At 62.1% G+C, this 19,274-nt stretch carries 17 protein-coding genes and 2 tRNA genes; 5 read left to right on the top strand and 14 right to left on the bottom strand.

Translation table 11 applies throughout. The annotated features are described in order from the left end of the window. Positions 1-40: 40 nt before the first annotated feature. Both OX459_RS14060 and cydD read right to left on the bottom strand, forming a co-directional pair. The gene (locus tag OX459_RS14060) at positions 41-1,723 is read right to left on the bottom strand and encodes an ATP-binding cassette domain-containing protein (RefSeq protein WP_289905484.1); all 1,683 of its coding nucleotides are present in this window, start codon (positions 1,721-1,723) and stop codon (positions 41-43) included. After that, a complete protein-coding gene (gene cydD / locus OX459_RS14065; protein WP_289905485.1) occupies positions 1,720-3,423 on the bottom strand; it encodes a thiol reductant ABC exporter subunit CydD in 1,704 nt (567 codons plus the stop codon). Before cydD ends, OX459_RS14060 begins: the two co-directional genes overlap by 4 nt. A gap of 139 nt (positions 3,424-3,562) precedes the next feature. On the opposite strand from cydD, the gene OX459_RS14070 reads away from it, so the two are divergent. The 3 genes from OX459_RS14070 (at position 3,563) to OX459_RS14080 (ending at position 5,295) form a co-directional block, all read left to right on the top strand. Continuing rightward, a complete protein-coding gene (locus OX459_RS14070; protein WP_170909696.1) occupies positions 3,563-4,114 on the top strand; it encodes a GbsR/MarR family transcriptional regulator in 552 nt (183 codons plus the stop codon). 289 nt (positions 4,115-4,403) lie between these two features. Continuing rightward, positions 4,404-4,970, top strand: a complete 567-nt coding sequence (locus OX459_RS14075; protein ID WP_099664489.1) for a PEP-CTERM sorting domain-containing protein — start codon at positions 4,404-4,406, stop codon at positions 4,968-4,970. Between the two features lie 145 nt (positions 4,971-5,115). Beyond that, entirely contained in the window at positions 5,116-5,295 is a 180-nt protein-coding gene (locus OX459_RS14080) for a hypothetical protein (RefSeq protein WP_251351227.1), read from the top strand. A gap of 89 nt (positions 5,296-5,384) precedes the next feature. Here OX459_RS14080 and OX459_RS14085 read toward each other — a convergent pair. From OX459_RS14085 to OX459_RS14110, 6 genes are all read right to left on the bottom strand, one after another. Beyond that, positions 5,385-5,459, bottom strand: a tRNA-Arg gene (locus OX459_RS14085). Positions 5,460-5,553: 94 nt separating this feature from the next. Then, a tRNA-Pro gene (locus OX459_RS14090) sits at positions 5,554-5,630 on the bottom strand. Between the two features lie 81 nt (positions 5,631-5,711). Next, complete coding sequence (gene glmM, locus OX459_RS14095; protein ID WP_099664491.1) at positions 5,712-7,049, bottom strand: phosphoglucosamine mutase; 1,338 nt, start codon at positions 7,047-7,049, stop codon at positions 5,712-5,714. A gap of 40 nt (positions 7,050-7,089) precedes the next feature. Next, positions 7,090-7,923 (bottom strand): dihydropteroate synthase, encoded by an 834-nt coding sequence (folP, locus tag OX459_RS14100; protein WP_251351226.1) that lies wholly within the window; start codon positions 7,921-7,923, stop codon positions 7,090-7,092. 105 nt (positions 7,924-8,028) lie between these two features. Further along, positions 8,029-9,909, bottom strand: coding sequence for an ATP-dependent zinc metalloprotease FtsH (gene ftsH, locus OX459_RS14105; RefSeq protein ID WP_035817778.1), 1,881 nt, complete (start codon positions 9,907-9,909; stop codon positions 8,029-8,031). A gap of 202 nt (positions 9,910-10,111) precedes the next feature. Then, positions 10,112-10,795, bottom strand: a complete 684-nt coding sequence (locus OX459_RS14110; protein WP_034757436.1) for an RlmE family RNA methyltransferase — start codon at positions 10,793-10,795, stop codon at positions 10,112-10,114. Between the two features lie 42 nt (positions 10,796-10,837). On the opposite strand from OX459_RS14110, the gene OX459_RS14115 reads away from it, so the two are divergent. After that, positions 10,838-11,308 carry a YhbY family RNA-binding protein gene (locus tag OX459_RS14115; protein WP_010397237.1) on the top strand — a complete coding sequence of 157 codons (471 nt, stop codon included), beginning with the start codon at positions 10,838-10,840 and terminating at the stop codon, positions 11,306-11,308. A gap of 98 nt (positions 11,309-11,406) precedes the next feature. Here the strand turns inward: OX459_RS14115 and OX459_RS14120 are convergent, their stop codons facing one another. From OX459_RS14120 to OX459_RS14145, 6 genes are all read right to left on the bottom strand, one after another. Beyond that, positions 11,407-11,850 carry a DUF4149 domain-containing protein gene (locus tag OX459_RS14120; RefSeq protein ID WP_289905486.1) on the bottom strand — a complete coding sequence of 148 codons (444 nt, stop codon included), beginning with the start codon at positions 11,848-11,850 and terminating at the stop codon, positions 11,407-11,409. Next, positions 11,850-12,326 (bottom strand): transcription elongation factor GreA, encoded by a 477-nt coding sequence (greA, locus tag OX459_RS14125; RefSeq protein ID WP_034757428.1) that lies wholly within the window; start codon positions 12,324-12,326, stop codon positions 11,850-11,852. Before greA ends, OX459_RS14120 begins: the two co-directional genes overlap by 1 nt. Positions 12,327-12,489: 163 nt before the next feature. After that, positions 12,490-15,720 carry a carbamoyl-phosphate synthase large subunit gene (gene carB / locus OX459_RS14130; protein WP_099664494.1) on the bottom strand — a complete coding sequence of 1,077 codons (3,231 nt, stop codon included), beginning with the start codon at positions 15,718-15,720 and terminating at the stop codon, positions 12,490-12,492. Beyond that, the gene (carA, locus tag OX459_RS14135; RefSeq protein WP_289905487.1) at positions 15,713-16,891 is read right to left on the bottom strand and encodes a glutamine-hydrolyzing carbamoyl-phosphate synthase small subunit; all 1,179 of its coding nucleotides are present in this window, start codon (positions 16,889-16,891) and stop codon (positions 15,713-15,715) included. The genes carB and carA overlap by 8 nt, the downstream gene beginning before the upstream one ends. 295 nt (positions 16,892-17,186) lie before the next feature. Further along, positions 17,187-17,594: a heme-binding protein gene (locus OX459_RS14140; protein ID WP_034786036.1), complete on the bottom strand. Its 408-nt coding sequence runs from the start codon at positions 17,592-17,594 to the stop codon at positions 17,187-17,189. Between the two features lie 59 nt (positions 17,595-17,653). After that, positions 17,654-18,565, bottom strand: a complete 912-nt coding sequence (locus OX459_RS14145; protein WP_251351223.1) for a patatin-like phospholipase family protein — start codon at positions 18,563-18,565, stop codon at positions 17,654-17,656. Positions 18,566-18,803: 238 nt separating this feature from the next. Here OX459_RS14145 and OX459_RS14150 point away from each other — a divergent pair, with 238 nt between their 5' ends. Beyond that, complete coding sequence (locus OX459_RS14150) at positions 18,804-19,247, top strand: hypothetical protein (protein ID WP_289905488.1); 444 nt, start codon at positions 18,804-18,806, stop codon at positions 19,245-19,247. Positions 19,248-19,274 lie beyond the last annotated feature (27 nt).

A 19,274-nucleotide genomic window follows, 5' to 3' on the forward strand; every position in this document is an offset into this window, starting at 1 on the left:
CCTTCGGGCCGGCGTGCGGCACCGCCTGTCTCCGTTCTTGTCAATCCCCCCGCAAGCCCGCCAGGGCCGCTTCGAAGCCATCCGTGCCGCGCCGCAGCTCTTCGACGATGCGGCCGTCGCGGATGCGCAGCAGCCGATCCGCCAGCGCCGCTTCGCGCCGCAAGTGGGTTGCGATCAGCAAGCTGCGCCCTTCACAGCGCGCGCGCAAGCGCTGCAAAACGTCGCTTGCCGTCCCCGCATTCAGCGCTTCCGTCGCTTCGTCGAGCAGCCACAAGGTCGATTCGTGCAGGAACAGCCGCGCCAGCGCCAAACGGCGCGCCTGCCCGCCCGACAAGCCCAGGCCGCCCTCGCCCAGCATGGTGTCGAGGCCGCCTGCCAGGGCGCGCACCTCGTCGTCCAGGCCGGCCGCCTGCAGCGCCGCCCACAGCTGCGCATCGCTGGCGGCGGGATCGGCCAGGCGCAGGTTGTCGCGCAAGCTGTCCTGGAACAATTCCGTCTTCTGCGTGAACAGACAGGCGCGCGGCGCGCTCACCTTGCCCGACAATGGCGCCAGCTCGCGCGCGGCCAGGGCCAGCAAGGTGGACTTGCCCGCGCCGCTGGGGCCGATCAAGGCCACGCGCTCGCCGGCGGCGATGTGCAGCGATACGTCATGCAGGATGGCCACGTGGCTGCCCGCATGCGCGGCGCTGACGTGTTCCAGGCGCAAGCCCGGCGCGGCATCCATGGGCAGCGTGGCGACCTCCTGCTGCTCCAGGCGCGGCGCCAGGCGGCGCATCGCCAGCAGCATGCGCCCCGCCTCCAGCGCGCCGCGGCGCAATCCCGCAAACGGTTCCACGGCCGTCAGGGCGATCAGCAGGGCCAGCGCCGCGGCCGGCACGCTCAGCGCCTGCTGCTGCACCAGCACGGCGACGGCCAGCAGCACGCCGGCCAGCGTCGCGCTGCCGGCCACGCCATACGCGGCGCCCGCCGCCGTTTCCAGGCGCAGCAGGGCGAAATCGGCTTGCGCCAGCGAGCGGTCGATCCGCCCCAGCGCCGCGCACTGGGCGTCGATGCGGCCCGCCATCACCAGGTCCGTCTGGCCGGCCACCAGGTCGATGGCGCCGGAACGCAGTTTTTCGATGGCGCGCGAGCGCAGGATGGCCGGGCGGCGGGCGCGGCGCGCCACGCTCCAGCTGATGCCGCCCCCGGCGGCCAGCAGCCACGCGGCCAGTCCCAGGCCCAGCTGCCACTGCATCACGCCCAGCGCCACGCCCGCCAGCAAGGCCGCGCACAGGGCCGTGAAGGCGGGCACCAGCAGGCGCAGGTACAGCGATTCGAGCGCATCGATATCGGCCGTCAGGCGGAACAGCAGCTTGGCGGGCTGGCGCAGCAGCCGGCTGGCCGCTTCCGGGCGCGACCAGCCGCGAAACAGTTGCACGCGGATGCTGGCCAGCGCGGCGAACGTGGCGTCGTGCGTGACGAGGCGTTCCGCATAGCGCGAGCCCGTGCGGCCGATGGCCAGCAGGCGGATGCCGGCCGACGGGCCGAACACGTCGAACAGGATGGCCGTCGAGGCATGCAGGCCGGCAATCGAGGTGGCCGTGATGAACCAGCCGGACAAGCCCAATAAGGCCATGCCGGACACCGCCGTCAGGGCCGCCAGCAAGGCGCCCCCGATCAGCTTGCCGGGTTGGGCCAGCAGCAATTGCCGCAGGACGGGATGCGAGATCAGTGTGGTGTTCATGCGCGCAACTCCTGTGCCTGCGCCAAGGCATCGACCTGCACCGTGCGCTGCAGGCGGCCGGCCAGCACGGGGTCGTGCGTGGCGACGATCATCGTCTTGCCTTTCGCCAATTCCAGCAAGGCGTCCGTCACGCGCGCCGCCGTTTCGCTGTCCAGGTGGGCCGTCGGTTCATCGACCAGCAGCAAGTCCGCGTGCGGATGCAGGGCCACGCGGGCCAGGGCCAGGCGCACGGCTTCGCCGCCGGACAAGCCCTGCCCGCCATCGCTGAGCATGACGGCCGGCTGCGCCTGCGCCACGGCAGCCAGGTCGGCCAGGTGCAGCGCCTGCGTCACTTGCGCGGCATGCGCGCCGACGCGGCCCAGGGTCACGTTCTGGCTGACGGAGGCGGCAAACACGTGGGGACGCTGGCCCATCCACGCCATGCGCTGGCGCAAGGTATTCACGGTGCCGTCGGTCAGGCGCACGCCGCCGATGCGGATCTCGCCGCCGCTGGCGGGCAGCAGGCCGGCCAGCAAGGACAGCAAGGTGGTCTTGCCGGCGCCGCTGGCGCCCAGCAGGGCGACGTGTTCGCCGGCGCGCACGGTCAGGTCGAAGCCGTCGAAGACGCGCGCCTCGCCGGGATGGGCAAAGCGCAGTTGATGGATTTCGATAGCGGGCGGCGGCGCCACGGCCATGGCGGCGGCGGAGACGGCAGCGGCTGCCACGCCGGCGCCGGGCAGGGGCACGCCTTCGGCCGCCAGGTCGTGCAGGCCGGCCAGGCCCGCTTCGCCGGCCGCCTTGTCGTGCCAGACGGCGGCCAGTTCGCGTAAGGGTTCGAAAAACGCGGGCGCCAGCAGCAGGATGAACAAGCCCTGCCCCAGGCTCAGTTCGCGGCCCCAGGTGCCGAAATTGATGCTGCCCAGCAAGGAAAAACCGATAAACGCGGCCACCATGGCGACACCGAGCGCGGAAAACAGTTCCAGCACGGCGGACGACAGGAAGGCGATGCGCAGCACCACCATCGTACGCCGGCGCACGGATTGCGACGAGGCGTCCAGGCGTGCGGCCGTGGCGTCGACGGCGTCGAGCGCGCGCAGGGTGGCCAGGCCGCGCAGGCGGTCCAGCAGAAACGCGTTCATGCCGCCCATTTCCACCATCTGCGCGCGGCTGGCCGCTTGCGCGCCCATGCCCACGAGGGCCATGAAGACGGGAATCAGGGGCGCGGCGATGAGCAGGATCAGCGCGGCGATCCACGACAGGGGCGTCACCACGGCGAGGATCACGAGCGGCACGAGCATGACTTTCCAGCGCGCGGGCTTGTAGCGCACCAGGTAGGGCACGATGGCTTCGGCCTGTTCGGCGATGACGCTGGCCGCCTGCCCCGACTGGGCGCGCTGGCGGTCCAGCGGCGAACGCTGCGCCAGCGCTTGCGCCACTTGCGCGCGCAAGGTGGACAGGTGGTCGCGCGCCGCCGCATACATGCGCCGCGCGCCCCACGCTTCGCAACCGGCGCGCAGCACGCCCAGCAGCAGCACGCCCAGCAGCAGCACGCCGGCGGCCGGCAACAGGGCCGCGCGCCAGGGTGCACCGGCCAGCATGGCTTGCACGGCCCAGGCCAGCAGGGCCGCTTGCGGCAGCCACAGCAAGGCGGCGCCGCCCTGCGCCAGGCTGGCGGCACGGGGAAGGATAAAGCGGGGCAAGGACAGTCGCGTGGTAGGCATCTCTATACTTTTTTGAGTTTTCAGAATTTTCTGTAAATTCGATATTTTGTATAATACTGCGAAACATGACATATATCAATTGACCCTGCGGGTGTGGCGTGAAAAAATTCAGATAATTATGAAAACTCAACATATCCAAATGACGCCGCTGATCCTGACCTTCGTCAGCCATTTCGGCGAGATGGGCAGCCGCTGGGGCTTTAACCGGACAGTGGGGCAAGTGTACGCCTTGTTGTTTGTCGCAGAGCATCCTTTACACGCGGATGAAATCGCGGAACACCTGAGTTTTTCACGCTCGAACGTGAGCATCGGCTTGAAGGAATTGCAGGGCTGGGGCTTGATCCGCCAGTCGCGCATCCCCGGCGACCGGCGCGAGTATTTTTCCTCGCTGGGCGATGTGTGGCAAATCTTCCGCGTGGTGGCCGCCGAGCGCCGCCGCCGCGAAGTGGCGCCCACCCTGACGGTGCTGCGCGAATCGCTGCTGGCGCCGGCCACGGAACCCGTCGACCAGTATGCGCAGGAGCGCATGCGCGAAATGTATGAACTGGTCGACCTGGCCAACACCTGGTTCGACGACTTGCAGCGCCTGTCGCCCGAATCGATGGCGCAGCTGATGAAAATGGGCGCCAAGGTGCAAAAGCTGCTCAATGCCAAGGATCGCTTGTTCGGCGTCAGCAATAACAGCGACTGAAACCCGCCGCCCCTCTCCCTACTCAATGCATTGCTAGCACAAGCTAGCGTGCCTTGTCACGCCATTTCCGCTCGCCGTACAGGCTTTCGCCAGCACAGCCATACATAGCCGTATGCGATGTTGTCAAGCATGCCAATAGCATTATTTAAATTGTATTAATTTACATCAAGACTAAGCTTGCATATGCGTACTCACGCAAAGGCGACCGGGCGACAAGTCGACCTCCCTGACCGGACGGCGCGCACCCTGAAGCAGTGAAATGTCTGCAATAAAATAAAAGGGGATTTTCATGAAAAGCATAACAAGCATTGCCATACGGGCATCCATGCTGGCCGCCCTGACGGCCTGCATGGGCGTGGCACAGGCTGCTACATGGGTCGATGTGGGACCGGCCAGCGGTTTCAGCATCGAAGGCAGCACCGTCACTTACTCGCCGTCACCTGCCCTCATGGTGAAATACTATAACGACAATCTCGTGCCGCAGAGCCCCACCGACATCCAGGGCTACATCAACGGCGTTTTCGGCACCAGCCTGGGTGCGGCTGTCTCGTTTTGCGACAATGCCACCTCAGGCTGCACCGCCGGCACCACGGCAGGCGCCAGCGGCGGGGTAAATTCCTTCACGAGTGCGGCGGCCTATGATTACCTGGCCATCCATTTCGGCCAGGGCGAACTGGTCTTCCAATGGGCAGCGCCCGTCGCAGCCGGCACGACCTTCACGGTGGCAGGCTTGCCTAAGGACCTGAGCAATTACCGCGCCTACGTTTCCGCCGTCCCTGAACCGGAAACCTATGCCATGCTGCTCGCCGGCCTGGGCCTGCTCGGCGTCCTGGCGCGCCGCCGCCAGGCAAAATAAGAGCATCGGGCAAGACCCGCAACACGGCGCCGGCGCACCCATGTTTACAGCGCGCTTGCGCCGCGCCGCCCACTCTTTACACCGCCTTTATGCCTCTCCCGCTATGCTGACCGGCATCTTCAGTCACCGTTGCGAGGGAGCCCACATGCATGAATCCCCATTCCAGCCGCGCGCGCGCCATGCGCTGCGCCAGCACTTGCCCGTGCGCGAACGGCTGCGCCTGGCACGCCTGGCCAGCAAGAAAGTGCTGTCGCTGTGTTCCGCGCTGCTGTGCGCGGCGCCGCTGCTGTATTTGCTGAGCTTGGTGCTGGGCGCGCAGCCCTGAACAGCTGCGCGAAAACCGGATGTGGGGGAAAGATGGGATGCGTTGCGTTGCGGCAGCTTGGCGCCGCATGATCGTGGCCAGTATGAAACTGGTCCGCCCAGAGGGAATCGAACCCCCATTCACGGTTTAGAAGACCGTTGTCCTATCCGTTGAACGATGGGCGGAGAGGTGCAGTATTTTAATCCATGCGCGCCAGCAATGAAATGCCAGCGCGGAATAGAAAACGGGCTGTCATTTCTGACAGCCCGCTTATGACTTTGGTCGGAGTACAAGGATTCGAACCTTGGACCCCCTGGTCCCAAACCAGGTGCGCTACCGGGCTGCGCCACACTCCGAAGACAAGATAATAACGCCCCCACCCAATTTCGTCAATTGCCATAGACGAATTAGATGGAAATAACTATCAGCGCCTGCCTTTACACAGCCACTTTATCCGCAATGCGGCGCGCCATCGACTCGGCCTTTTCCTTATCTTTCGCCTCGACCATCACGCGGATCAGCGGTTCGGTGCCGGAAGCGCGGATCAGCACGCGGCCCGTGTCGCCCAGCTCGGCCTCGACCAGTTCTTTCTCGGCCACCATGGCGGCATTTTTTTGCCAGTCGAAACCGGGCGCCACGCGCAGGTTGATCAGGGTTTGCGGGAACAGCACCAGTTCGGCCAGGCATTGCTGCAGGCTCTGGCCGCTGCGCTTGAGGGCGGACAATACTTGCAGCGCGGAAACGATGCCGTCGCCCGTCGTGTGCTTGTCCAGGCACAGCAGATGGCCGGAACCTTCGCCGCCCAGTATCCAGCCCTTTTCCTTCATGACTTCCAGCACGTAGCGGTCGCCCACCTTGGCGCGCGCAAAGCCGATGCCCTGCTGCTTGAACAGCACTTCCAGCGCCATATTCGTCATCAGGGTGCCGACGGCGCCGGCCACGGGGCCTGTCGCCAGGCGGTCCTTGACCATGACGTATAACAACTCGTCGCCGTTATACAGGCGGCCCGTGGCATCGCACATGATCAGGCGGTCGGCGTCGCCGTCGAGGGCGATGCCCAGGTCGGCGCCGTGCTCGACGACGGCTTCGGCCATGGCCTTGGTTGCCGTGGCGCCGAAGCCAGCATTGATGTTGAAACCGTCCGGCTTGTTGCCGATGGCGATGACTTCCGCGCCCAGCTCATGGAACACGTGCGGCGCGATATGGTAGGCGGCGCCATGCGCGCAATCGACGACGATCTTCAGGCCGCGCAAGTCCAGTTCGTTCGGGAAGGTGCCCTTGCAAAATTCGATGTAGCGGCCCTGGGCATCGTCCAGGCGCTTGGCGCGGCCCAGCTTGTCCGACGGCACGCAAGCCATGGGCTCGTCGAGCGCCGCTTCGATTTCCAGTTCCACGCTGTCGGGCAGCTTGGTGCCCTGGCCGGAAAAGAACTTGATGCCATTGTCGTGGTACGGGTTGTGCGAAGCGGAAATGACCACGCCGGCCGACAGCCGCAGCGCCCGCGTCAGGTAGGCGATCGCCGGGGTCGGCATGGGGCCGGCCAGCATCACATCCACGCCGGCGGCCGACAGGCCCGCCTCCAGCGCCGCTTCCAGCATGTAGCCGGAAATGCGCGTGTCCTTGCCGATCAGCACCGTCGGTCGCGTCTTGCCGCCTTGCGACTTGGCCAGCACCTTGCCGGCAGCATAGCCGAGGCGCATGACGAAGTCGGGGGTGATCGGAGCCGTGCCCACCAGGCCGCGGATGCCATCCGTGCCAAAATATTTACGCGTCATAGTATTTCTCTTTTTGTTGTTTATGATAAATCTTACAGGCTCAGTGTGCCATGCGCCAGACCTTCAGTGCATCGACGGTTTCAGCTACATCATGCACACGGATAATTTCCGCACCTTGCGCTACCGCAGCAAGCGCACCGGCAACACTGCCGGCCAGGCGCTGCTCGACGGGACGTCCCGTGACGGCGCCGATCATCGACTTGCGCGACAGCCCGGCCAGCACAGGCAGGCCCAGTTCGCTGCGCAACTGGCGCGTGGCGCGCAATAGGGCGTAGTTCTGCTCCACCGTCTTGCCGAAGCCAAAGCCGGGATCGACGCACAGGCGCTCGCGGGCGATGCCGGCCGCCGTCATCGTGTCGATGCGCTCGCGCAGGAAGTCGATGACTTCGCGCACCACGTCTTCGTACTGCGGCTGGGCTTGCATGGTTTCCGGTACATTTTGCATGTGCATGATGCACAGCGCGCAATCGCTGTCCCGCACGGCGTCGATGGCGCCCGGCGCGCGGAAACCGTTAATATCGTTGATCATGTCGGCGCCCGCCAGGATGGCTTCGCGCATCACTTCCGGCTTGTAGGTGTCGACGGACAGGGGCTTGCCGCAGTCGCGCAATGCGTACAGCACCGGCATGACGCGCTGCAGCTCGTCTTGCAGCGGCAGCGGCGGCGCGCCGGGGCGGCTCGATTCGCCGCCGATGTCGATGATGTCGACACCGTCCATGATCATCTGCTCGGCGCGGGAAATGGCAAATTCCAGGTGCTGGTACTGGCCCGCATCGGAAAACGAGTCGGGCGTGATGTTCAGGATACCCATCACCAGCGCCTGCGTGCCCTGCAGGTTGAAGCCGAAACGGCCGAATTGCAAATAGTGTCGCATGTGATTCTTTGTAGTCGTCAGGAAAAAACTGCGGCGGCAACGAAAAAGGGCAAGGATTGCTCCTTACCCTTCTCTTGCATGCCGCTAATCAGGCAGTGGTCGCTATCAGGCTGGCGCCGTCACGTTAGGCGAGATGCCGCCCGTGCCGCTGTCGCCCGCATTGCGGCGTGGCGGGATGACTTTCGGTGGACGCGGCTCCAGGCCGGCCATGATGTCATTGATTTGCTCTGCATCAATGGTTTCCCATTCCAGCAAGGCTTTGGTCATCATTTCGACCTTGTCGCGGTTGCCTTCCAGCAAGGTGCGCGCCAAAGCATATTGCTTGTCGAGAATGTTGCGGATTTCAGCATCGACCTTTTGCTGCGTCGCTTCCGAGATCGTCTTCGTGGCGCCGCCGAAGAAACCTTCGTTTTCGCTGTCTTCGTAGACCATCACGCCCATGCTGTCGGACATGCCGAAGCGGGTCACCATGGAACGGGCCAGCTTGGTGGCGCGCGAAAAGTCGTTCGACGCGCCCGTGGACATTTGTCCCACGAAAATCTCTTCGGCGATACGGCCACCGAACAGGATGGAAATTTCTTCCAGCATCTTGTCCTTGTAGGCGGACAGATTGTCGTGTTCCGGCAACTGCCACGTCAGGCCCAGGGCCCAGCCGCGCGGCATGATCGTTACCTTGTGCACGGGATCGGCCTTCGGCAGCAACTTGGCGACGACGGCGTGACCGGACTCATGGTAAGCCGTATTGCGACGCTCTTCCTCGCGGATGATCATCGATTTACGCTCGGGACCCATGTAGATCTTGTCTTTCGCATCTTCGAAGTCCGCCATTTCCACCAGGCGCTTGCTGCGGCGCGCGGCGAACAGGGCTGCCTCGTTGACCAGGTTGGCCAGGTCCGCGCCCGAGAAACCGGGGGTGCCGCGGGCCAGGATATCGGCTTTCACGTCGGTACCGATAGGCACTTTGCGCATGTGCACGTTCAAGATCTGCTCGCGGCCGCGGATATCGGGCAAGCCGACGGACACCTGGCGGTCGAAACGGCCCGGACGCAGCAGCGCTTTGTCGAGCACGTCGGCGCGGTTGGTGGCAGCCACGACGATCACGCCGGAGTTCGCTTCAAAACCGTCCATCTCGACCAGCAACTGGTTCAGGGTCTGTTCGCGTTCGTCATTGCCGCCACCCATGCCGGCGCCGCGGTGACGGCCGACAGCGTCGATCTCGTCGATGAAGATGATGCATGGCGAATGCTTTTTCGCGTTTTCAAACATGTCGCGCACGCGGCTGGCGCCCACGCCGACGAACATTTCCACGAAATCGGAACCGGAAATCGAGAAGAACGGCACCTTGGCTTCGCCGGCGATGGCGCGCGCCAGCAGGGTTTTACCCGTGCCCGGAGGACCGACCATCAGCACGCCGCGGGGAATGCGGCCGCCCAGTTTCTGGAATTTGCTCGGATCCTTGAGGAAGTCGACCACTTCGTTGACTTCTTCTTTCGCTTCGTCGCAACCGGCGACATCGGCGAAGGTGACGGTGTTGCTGGCTTCATCCATCATGCGCGCCTTCGACTTGCCGAACGAGAATGCCCCGCCCTTGCCGCCGCCTTGCATCTGACGCATGAAGAACACCCAGACGCCGATCAACAGCAGCATGGGGAACCAGGAAACAAAAATAGTTTGCAGGAAAGACGCTTCCTCGGGCGGACGCACATCGAAATGCACGCCATTGTCGCGCAAGTCGCCGATCAGGCCCTTGTCGAGGCTGGTGGCGGTGGTACGCACCTTGGTGTCGTCCATCAGCTTGGCGGTGATCGACGAACCTTCGATCACGACATCCTTGACGCGCTTGGCTTTGACTTCATCCAGCAAATCGGAATAAGCGATGGCCTTGCTGCCGCCTGTGGCGCCATGACTGTCGAATTGCTTGAACAGCATGAACAACAGCAGCAATACGACTACCCAGATGGCAGATTTGGAAAACATGTTATTCACGAAGACTCCTTGGATGCAGTGCGCATCTCTTTACCTATAGCTAGAAACACGATTTTACTCGCAATAAGCGGGCCGTGCCAAAGCCCGCCGATCCGTGCGCGCGAAAAAATCGCGTTCACGCAAAAAAATGCAGTATAAACAATTTAGGCTTTTATGCCATCAGACGCTACTGCACTTCTCGTTCCCATGTGCGGATTCCCTCTTAAATATCAAGGGCGGAATCATCTTCTTCCACGGCATTTTTCAGCGGATTCTTGATTCCACGGCCCATCAGGAAGATTTCCGACGATTTATCGCGGCTGGCCTTGGGCTTTTTCTGCACGACGACCTTGAATTCGGCGCGGAATTTCTCCACGATCTGGCTGAAACCCATGTCCTTGAAGCATTTCACCAGCAGCACGCCAGACGGCTTCAGGTGCAATTGCGAGAATTCGATGGCCAGATCGATCAAGTGTTCCATGCGCGCGGCATCCGCCGTGGCGATGCCCGACAGGTTGGGCGCCATGTCCGACAGGACCAGGTCGACCTTGCGGCCCTGCAACACCACCTCCAGCTGGCGCAGCACGCGCGCTTCGCGGAAGTCGCCCTGGATGAAGTGGAAATCGGCAATCGGCTCCATTTCCAGCATGTCCAGGCCAATCAGGGTACCATTGACCCCGCCGCCGTCCTTGCCGGCCAGCTTGCGCCGCGTGTACTGGGCCCAGCTGCCAGGAGTGCAACCCAGGTCGACGATCACCTGGCCAGGTTTGATCAGTTTCTCGTCTTCATCGATTTCTTTCAGCTTGTATGCTGCCCGGGCGCGGTAGCCCTCTTTTTGCGCCAACTTCACATATGGATCATTTATGTGGTCGTGCAACCAGTTTTTGTTTAATTTCTTCTTTGCCATTCGCGTAGAATACTGCTTTTAAGGGAATTACTAAATATTATTATGCTAAAACTTACACCCGTAGAGCGCAGCGCACTGCGCGCCGAAGCACACGCGCTGAAGCCTATCGTCATTATTGGCGAAGCGGGCTTGACACCTGCTGTCCTCAAAGAGATCGACCTTGGCCTGGATTCGCACGGTCTGATTAAAGTCCGCGTGTTCGGCGACGACCGCGAAGCCCGCGTTGGAATGTACGATACGATTTGCGGCAATCTCGGCGCCGCCCCGGTACAACATATTGGCAAACTGCTGGTAATCTACCGTCCGAAAAAAGAAGTGGTTAAGGAGAAGGTCAGCGCCGGCAAAGGCATGCGCGAAGTGACCATCGTCAAGGCCAGCGCCAGCGGCACCAAGCGCCCGAGCGTGACGAAAGTCATGATCAAGGGCAATGAGCGCGTTACCGAAGGCGGTTCCATCAAGCGTGCCAAGCCGCGTCAGAAAAGCGCCAAGAAAAGCGCACTGGGCAGCAAGTAAGCCTGTTCACCCGGCAACCGCAAGGCGGCCGGGCTTGAAACAAGAAGCGGAGCACGGGATATTCCCTGCTCCGCTTTTTTATTGCTGCTGATTCAAGATTACTGCTGTTTCCAGATCAGCACGCCCGCCAGCAAGCTCTGCACGGCAAAGATCAGGGTCGACACGCCATGCAGCATGCCGAAGCGGCTGCGCATGACCTCGTCCATGATGCCCGACGGCGCTTGCGCCTTGAGTTCGGCCATCAGGGGCGAAATGCCGAAATGGCTGAGCAGCGCGCACACCAGCATCGATAGTACCAATGCGGCCAGCAAACGGCGGCGCTTCAACTCCAGCGCGCCCGCGCCCCATTGCAACAGGGCCAGCAGCACCAGCGCACAGGCGATAGACAGCCAGGCCTCGGCGCGGAACATGCTGCCGGCGATATTGCCCGCCAGCACGCGGTCACTGAGGGTGCCGAACAGGGTGGGCGCCACGATGAAGCCGATGGTCCACAGGCTGCCGGCCCACAGGGTGGCAACGAGGAGGCGCACGCGCGTCAGCATCAGATGTACAGCACTTCCAGGATTTCGTACTCGCGCGGGCCGGACGGCGCCTGCACTTCCACCACGTCGCCGGCGTACTTGCCGATCAGCGCGCGGGCGATCGGGGACGTCACGGAAACCTTGTTCATTTTCAAGTCAGCTTCATCGAGGCCGACGATCTGGTACGTGACTTTCTGGCCCGATTCCAGGTCTTCCAGGTTCACGGTCGAGGCGAACACCACGCGGCCTTCCGCGTCGAGCGCGGTCGGGTCGATGATTTGCGCTGCGCCCAGCTTGCCTTCGAGCTCGGCGATGCGGCCTTCGACGAAGGCCTGGCGTTCCTTGGCGGCATCGTACTCGGCGTTTTCCGACAAATCTCCGTGCGAACGCGCTTCGGCGATCGCATCGATGACGATGCGGCGTTCCTTGGTCTTCAAATGATGCAGCTCTTCCTTCAAGAGTTCTGCGCCGTATTTGGTCAATGGGACTGAGGTCATGTTATCTCTACTATCTGCTAGTTATCGGCGCCGCTGTCCGTGTTTTGCCACGGTTAACGGACTTACCAAGTGAAAACCACAGAGGCCGCGCGCTGCTCTGCACGGAACTCTGTGGTTGATAAGCATGCAGTGTACCGCCTAACGGCGGCCACTGCAAACGCACTTAGTTCAAGGTCTTGTGCAGACCTTGCAAATCATACACACGCAGCTCATCCAGGTGGCGGATGCCTTCGACGGCCGCTTCCGCGCCCGCGATGGTGGTGTAGGTCGTCACGCGCGATGCCAGGGCCGACGTGCGGATGGCCCGCGAATCGACGATGGCGCTGCGCTTTTCTTCCACGGTGTTGATCACCAGCACGATTTCATGGTTCTTGATCATGTCGACCACGTGCGGACGGCCTTCGATCACCTTGTTCACTGGCGTGACGGCGATGCCGGCAGCAGCGATCACGGCGGCGGTACCCTTGGTGGCGACCACGGTGAAGCCGGACTCGACCAGGTCACGCGCCACTTGCACGGCGCGCGGCTTGTCCGACGCTTTCACGCTGATGAAGACCTTGCCCGATTTTGGCAGGTTCACGCCGGCGCCCAGTTGCGATTTCACAAACGCTTCGCCGAACGTCAGGCCCACGCCCATGACTTCGCCCGTCGATTTCATTTCAGGGCCCAGGATGGTGTCCACGCCAGGGAACTTGACGAACGGGAACACGGCTTCCTTGACGCTGAAGTATGGCGGCACGACTTCCTGCGTGATGCCTTGCGACGCCAGCGACTGGCCCACCATGCAGCGCGCGGCGATCTTCGCCAGTTGCAGACCGGTGGCTTTCGAGACGAATGGCACGGTGCGCGACGCGCGTGGATTGACTTCCAGCACGAAGACGACGTCTTTCAGCTGGCCATCGATCTCTTGCTTCTGGATCGCGAACTGCACGTTCATCAGGCCGACCACGTTCAAGCCCTTGGCCATCAGCGCCGTCTGGCGTTTCAGTTCTTCAATGGTTTCCGGTGCCAACGAATACGGCGGCAAGGAGCAAGCCGAGTCGCCCGAGTGGACGCCAGCCTGTTCGATGTGTTCCATCACGCCGCCGATGAACGTCGTTTCGCCGTCGGAGATGCAATCGACGTCGCACTCGATGGCGTCGTTCAGGAAGCGGTCCAGCAGCACCGGCGAATCGTGCGAAACCTTGACGGCTTCGCGCATGTAACGCTCGAGGTCGCGCTGCTCGTGGACGATTTCCATGGCGCGGCCGCCCAGCACGTACGATGGACGCACGACCAGCGGGTAGCCGATTTCCTGCGCCAGCGCCAAAGCGTCGGCTTCCGTGCGCGCGGTGCGGTTAGGCGGCTGGCGCAGTTCCAGCTTGTGCAGCATCTGCTGGAAACGTTCGCGGTCTTCGGCCGCATCGATCATGTCGGGCGAGGTGCCGATGATAGGCACGCCATTGGCTTCCAGGTCCAGCGCCAGCTTCAAAGGCGTCTGGCCGCCGTACTGCACGATCACGCCCACCGGTTTTTCAATGGCGACGATTTCCAGCACGTCTTCCAGCGTCAAGGATTCGAAGTACAGGCGGTCCGAGGTATCGTAGTCGGTCGAAACCGTTTCTGGGTTGCAATTGACCATGATGGTTTCGTAGCCGTCTTCGCGCATGGCGAGGGCCGCGTGGACGCAGCAATAGTCAAACTCGATACCCTGGCCGATACGGTTCGGGCCACCGCCCAGCACCATGATCTTTTTCTTGTCGGTCGGATTCGATTCGCACTCTTCGTCGTACGTGGAATACATGTACGCCGTGTCGGTCGAGAACTCGGCCGCGCACGTGTCGACGCGCTTGTAGACGGGACGGATGTTGAGCGCATGGCGCTGCTGGCGCACGGCCGTGTCGGTCGTCTGCAGCAGGAAGCCCAGGCGGCGGTCCGAGAAGCCCTTCTGTTTCAACTTGTACAGGGTGTTCTTGTCCAGGTTTTCCAGCTTCTGCGTGTCGAGCCACAGTTCCAGATCGACGATTTCCTTGATCTGGATCAAGAACCATGGGTCGATCTTCGTCAGGTTGTGCACTTCTTCCAAAGTGAAACCCTGGGCAAACGCATCGCCCACGTACCAGATGCGTTCAGGACCAGGCTCGCCCAGTTCTTCTTCGATCTTTTCGCGGTCCTTGGTCTTTTCATTCATGCCGTCCACGCCCACTTCCAGGCCGCGCAAGGCTTTCTGGAACGATTCCTGGAAGGTACGGCCGATGGCCATCACTTCGCCGACGGATTTCATCTGCGTCGTCAGGTGGTGGTCGGCGGTCGGGAATTTCTCGAACGTGAAACGGGGAATCTTGGTGACGACGTAATCGATCGACGGTTCGAACGATGCCGGCGTGGCGCCGCCCGTGATTTCATTGCGCAGCTCGTCCAGGGTGAAACCGACGGCCAGCTTGGCGGCGATCTTAGCGATCGGGAAACCCGTCGCTTTCGATGCCAGGGCCGACGAACGCGATACGCGCGGGTTCATCTCGATGACGATCATGCGGCCATCGACGGGGTTGATCGAGAATTGCACGTTCGAGCCACCGGTGTCGACGCCGATCTCGCGCAGCACTGCCAGACTGGCATTGCGCATGATCTGGTATTCCTTGTCCGTCAGGGTTTGCGCTGGCGCAACCGTGATGGAGTCGCCCGTATGCACGCCCATCGGGTCGAGGTTTTCGATCGAGCAAATGATGATGCAGTTGTCCGCCTTGTCGCGCACCACTTCCATCTCGTACTCTTTCCAGCCCAGCAACGATTCTTCGATCAGCAACTCTTTCGTCGGCGAAGCTTCCAGGCCGCGCTTGCAGATGGTTTCGAATTCTTCTTCGTTGTAGGCGATGCCGCCGCCGGAGCCGCCCATGGTGAACGATGGACGGATGATGGTCGGGAAGCCCAGGGTGCGCTGCACGGCCCACGATTCTTCCATCGAGTGCGCCACGCCGGAACGGGCCGAACCGAGGCCGATCTTGGTCATCGCGTCCTTGAATTTGGAACGGTCTTCCGCCTTGTCGATGGCTTCCGGCGACGCGCCGATCAGCTCGACGTTGTATTTTGCCAGCACGCCATTGTTGAACAGGTCCAGCGCGCAGTTCAGCGCCGTCTGGCCGCCCATCGTCGGCAGGATGGCGTCAGGACGCTCCTTGGCGATGATGCGTTCAACGACCGACCAGGTGATCGGTTCGATATAGGTCACGTCAGCCATTTCCGGATCTGTCATGATGGTCGCAGGATTGCTGTTGACCAGGATGACTTTGTAGCCCTCTTCGCGCAGGGCCTTGCACGCTTGCGCGCCGGAATAATCGAATTCGCAGGCCTGGCCGATCACGATCGGGCCAGCGCCAATAATCAGAATACTTTTGATATCTAAACGTTTAGGCATTTTTCTTTTTCTCCTCCGCAGCCATCAAGTTGATGAAGCGGTCAAACAGGTAAGCAACATCCATCGGGCCCGGCGACGCTTCAGGGTGGCCCTGGAAGCAGAAAGCCGGCTTGTCCGTGCGGGCAAAGCCCTGCAGGGAACCGTCGAACAGCGATTCATGGGTCACGCGGCAGTTCGCGGGCAAGGTTGCCGCGTCGACTGCGAAACCGTGGTTTTGCGAGGTAATCAAGACCTGTTTCGTTTCCAGGTCTTGCACCGGGTGGTTGGCGCCGTGGTGGCCGAACTTCATCTTCAGCGTTTTCGCGCCGGAAGCGATCGCCATGATCTGGTGGCCGAGGCAGATGCCGAAGGTCGGGATGCCCTTCTCAATCAATTCCTTGGTCGCCGCGATGGCGTAGTCGCACGGTTCCGGGTCGCCGGGGCCGTTCGACAGGAAGATGCCGTCCGGATTGAGCGCCAGGGCGTCGGCAGCCGTCGCTTGCGCAGGCAGTACGGTGACTTTGCAGCCGCGCGCCGTCAGCATGCGCAGGATATTGCGCTTGACGCCGTAGTCGAAGGCGACCACGTGGTATTTCGCGTCCGCGTCGGCCAGCTGGCCATAGCCTTCGCCCAGCGTCCATTCCGTTTCGCGGTACTCGTAGGCGTCCTTGCTGGACACGACCTTGGCCAGGTCCATGCCGGACAGGCCGGGGAAGGAGCGGGCCAGTTCCAGCGCTTGCGCGGCGGATGGCTCGTTGCCTTGCGTACCGACGAGGATGGCGCCGCCCTGCGCACCTTTTTCACGCAGGATGCGCGTGAGCTTGCGTGTATCGATGCCGGCGATGGCGACGATATTTTCAGCTTTCAGGTAATCGGACAGGGAGAGGGTGGAACGGAAACTGGATGCCAGCAATGGCAGATCGCGGATGATGAGGCCAGCGGCGTGAACCTTGGAAGATTCGACGTCTTCCGGATTGACGCCCGTATTGCCGATATGCGGATAGGTCAGGGTGACCATCTGGCGGCAATAGCTTGGGTCGGTAAGGATTTCCTGATACCCGGTCATCGAGGTGTTGAAAACAACCTCGCCCGTGGTATGACCGGCGGCACCGATCGAAAAACCTTTAAAGATCGTTCCATCAGCAAGCGCTAATATGGCTGGAACGGCAGGGCCAGAAAAAAATGGCGGCAAGGGCAACTCCTGATAAAGTTACCGTAGCTGCGCCACGTCAGACCGACCGCCTAGATACCCGAGCCAGATGCACTCAGGGTGTTTCAACGGTCATTTTGAATGAGGGGATGGGTAGTCGCTACGGTATATGTGTGATTGGCTAAACCTTTGAATTATAACCAAAAGGAAGCTTTTCCACAAGGAAGAAAACTCGGAATCGGCGGCATTTTTTTGCGCAGCAGCATAAATCCCCCGCCTCATGAAAAAAGCCGCCCGGCTTGCGCGGGGCGGCTCATTCTGCAATTGCGGCTACTACTTAGGCCGTCAGGGCGGCAATGCCCGCTTTCGCGATTTGCGCGTCCTCGGCGGACTTGACGCCCGAGACGCCGACGGCGCCCACGTAGTGGCCGTCGAACACGATGGGCACGCCGCCTTCCAGCAAGCCGTCGATTTCCGGCGCGCTCAGGAACGAGACGCGGCCGCCGTTGATCATCTCTTCATAGATGCGCGATTCGCGGCGGCCCAGCGCGGCCGTCTTGGCTTTCGATGGAGCGATGTGCGACGAGATCGGCGCCACGCCATCCATGCGCTGCAGCCACAGCAGGTGGCCGCCGTCGTCGACGATGGCGATCGTGACCGCCCAGTTATTCTTGACCGCTTCCGCTTCGGCGGCAGCAGCGATTTTCTTTACGTCGTCCAGGGTCAAAATCGGTTTCGATTGCATGGTGCATCCTTGTTATGTTGAATCAAAATTGTATACGAAATGCGCAGCAGCGCTATCTCCTACTGCTCGCGCTTGGCTTTCAGCTTTTGCTTGAGCTGCGCCATGACGGCAAAGGTCGCCTGCTCGCCCGCCAGGATCGCCTGGTTGCGGCTGTTGAAATCGTTGCCCTTCATGGTGCCCAGGCTGGGCTGGATCACCACGTCCGCATCCTTGAGCTCGAACTGGTTGATGCGCTGGCCCATGATGGCGAAGGTCTGCATCAGCACTTCCATCGAGCTGATGGCCTTTTGCGTATCCGTTTGCGACGAAATATTCACGGCGATGATGAAATCGGCGCCCATGTCGCGCGCGAAGCGCACGGGCACGGGAGCGACGAGGCCGCCATCGACATAGGTGTGGCCCGCGATCGTCACGGGCTGGAACACGCCGGGCACGGCCGACGAGGCGCGCACGGCCATGCCGGTGTTGCCGCGCTGGAACAGGATCGGCTGGCCATTTTTCAGGTCGGTCGCCACCACGCCAAACGGAATTTTCAGTTTTTCCAGCGGTACGCCGCCCACGGCCTTGTTGACATAGCTTTGCAGCGCTTCGCCTTTCAGCACGCCGGACGACTTGCCGAACAGGGGCAAGGCCCAGTCGGAAATGGCCGCTTCATCCATGTCGAACGCCATCTTTTGCAGGGCGAAGCCGGAATTGCCCGCCGCATACATGGCGCCCACCACGCTGCCGGCGCTGGTGCCCGTGACGATGTCCGCGTTGATGCCCTGCGATTCGAGCGCCTTGATCACGCCGATGTGCGCGAAACCGCGCGCCGCGCCGCCGCCCAGGGCCAGGCCGATCTTGATCTTGCGCGGCGTGACGACGATGGGCTCGGGTGGCGTCAATACCTGGACGGGTTTCGGGGCGGTGGTTTCGCAGCCGGCCAGCGCAAAGGCGGCCAGGGCAAGCAGGGTCAGGCGTTTAGGGAACATGGTGGAAAATGAGAACCGCGCGCGGCAGTGGCAACAAAGGAGAGCCGATTGTAGCGCAAGCGGGGCCGCCCGCACTGAAGGCCGCCTTAAATGTTTATAAATGACAAGATTCCGAATCGTGCGCGCCACTGCGGCTGCTAGACTGGCGCCTGGCTTACCGCATCATTAATGTTGTTTTTAATGCAATCAATTGCGCGCACCAGCCTGGCGCCGCAAGCCAAACTATATTGATCGGCTTATGAAAACAGACCTGTTACGCCTCATCGCCCATCCATGCCTGCTCGCTGCCGCCCTGCTGGGTGCGGCCGGCGCCAACGCCGTCGCGGCGACGCAGGGCCCGAATAACATCGCGGAGAAAATGGCGGGCTTTACCTGTACGGGGAACTTGCAGATGCCCATGGATCCGGGGGAGCACACGATAGCGCTCAGCTTTGACGCCCCCGACCAGCACGGGGCGCAAGGCACCCTCATGGTTGACGAGCGCGGCAAGGCGAGCAACTTCTACGACTGCCGGCAAAGCGGCGACAACCTGGCGTGCACGTATGACGCGGGACCGGCCAGCGGCCCGCTGACCATGCGCTTTAGCGGCAAATTGAAGGAGGTAAAGGGCGAGATCAATTCCCCGTTTGAAAACAGCGCCACCATGCACTTTTCCGCACGCTGCCAAAAATCGGCGCAGTAGCCGCCAACCCTCCGGCGTCGCAGCGTC

It is taken from the genome of Janthinobacterium sp. SUN026 (assembly GCF_030397625.1).
Classification (GTDB): Bacteria; Pseudomonadota; Gammaproteobacteria; order Burkholderiales; family Burkholderiaceae_D; genus Janthinobacterium; species Janthinobacterium kumbetense.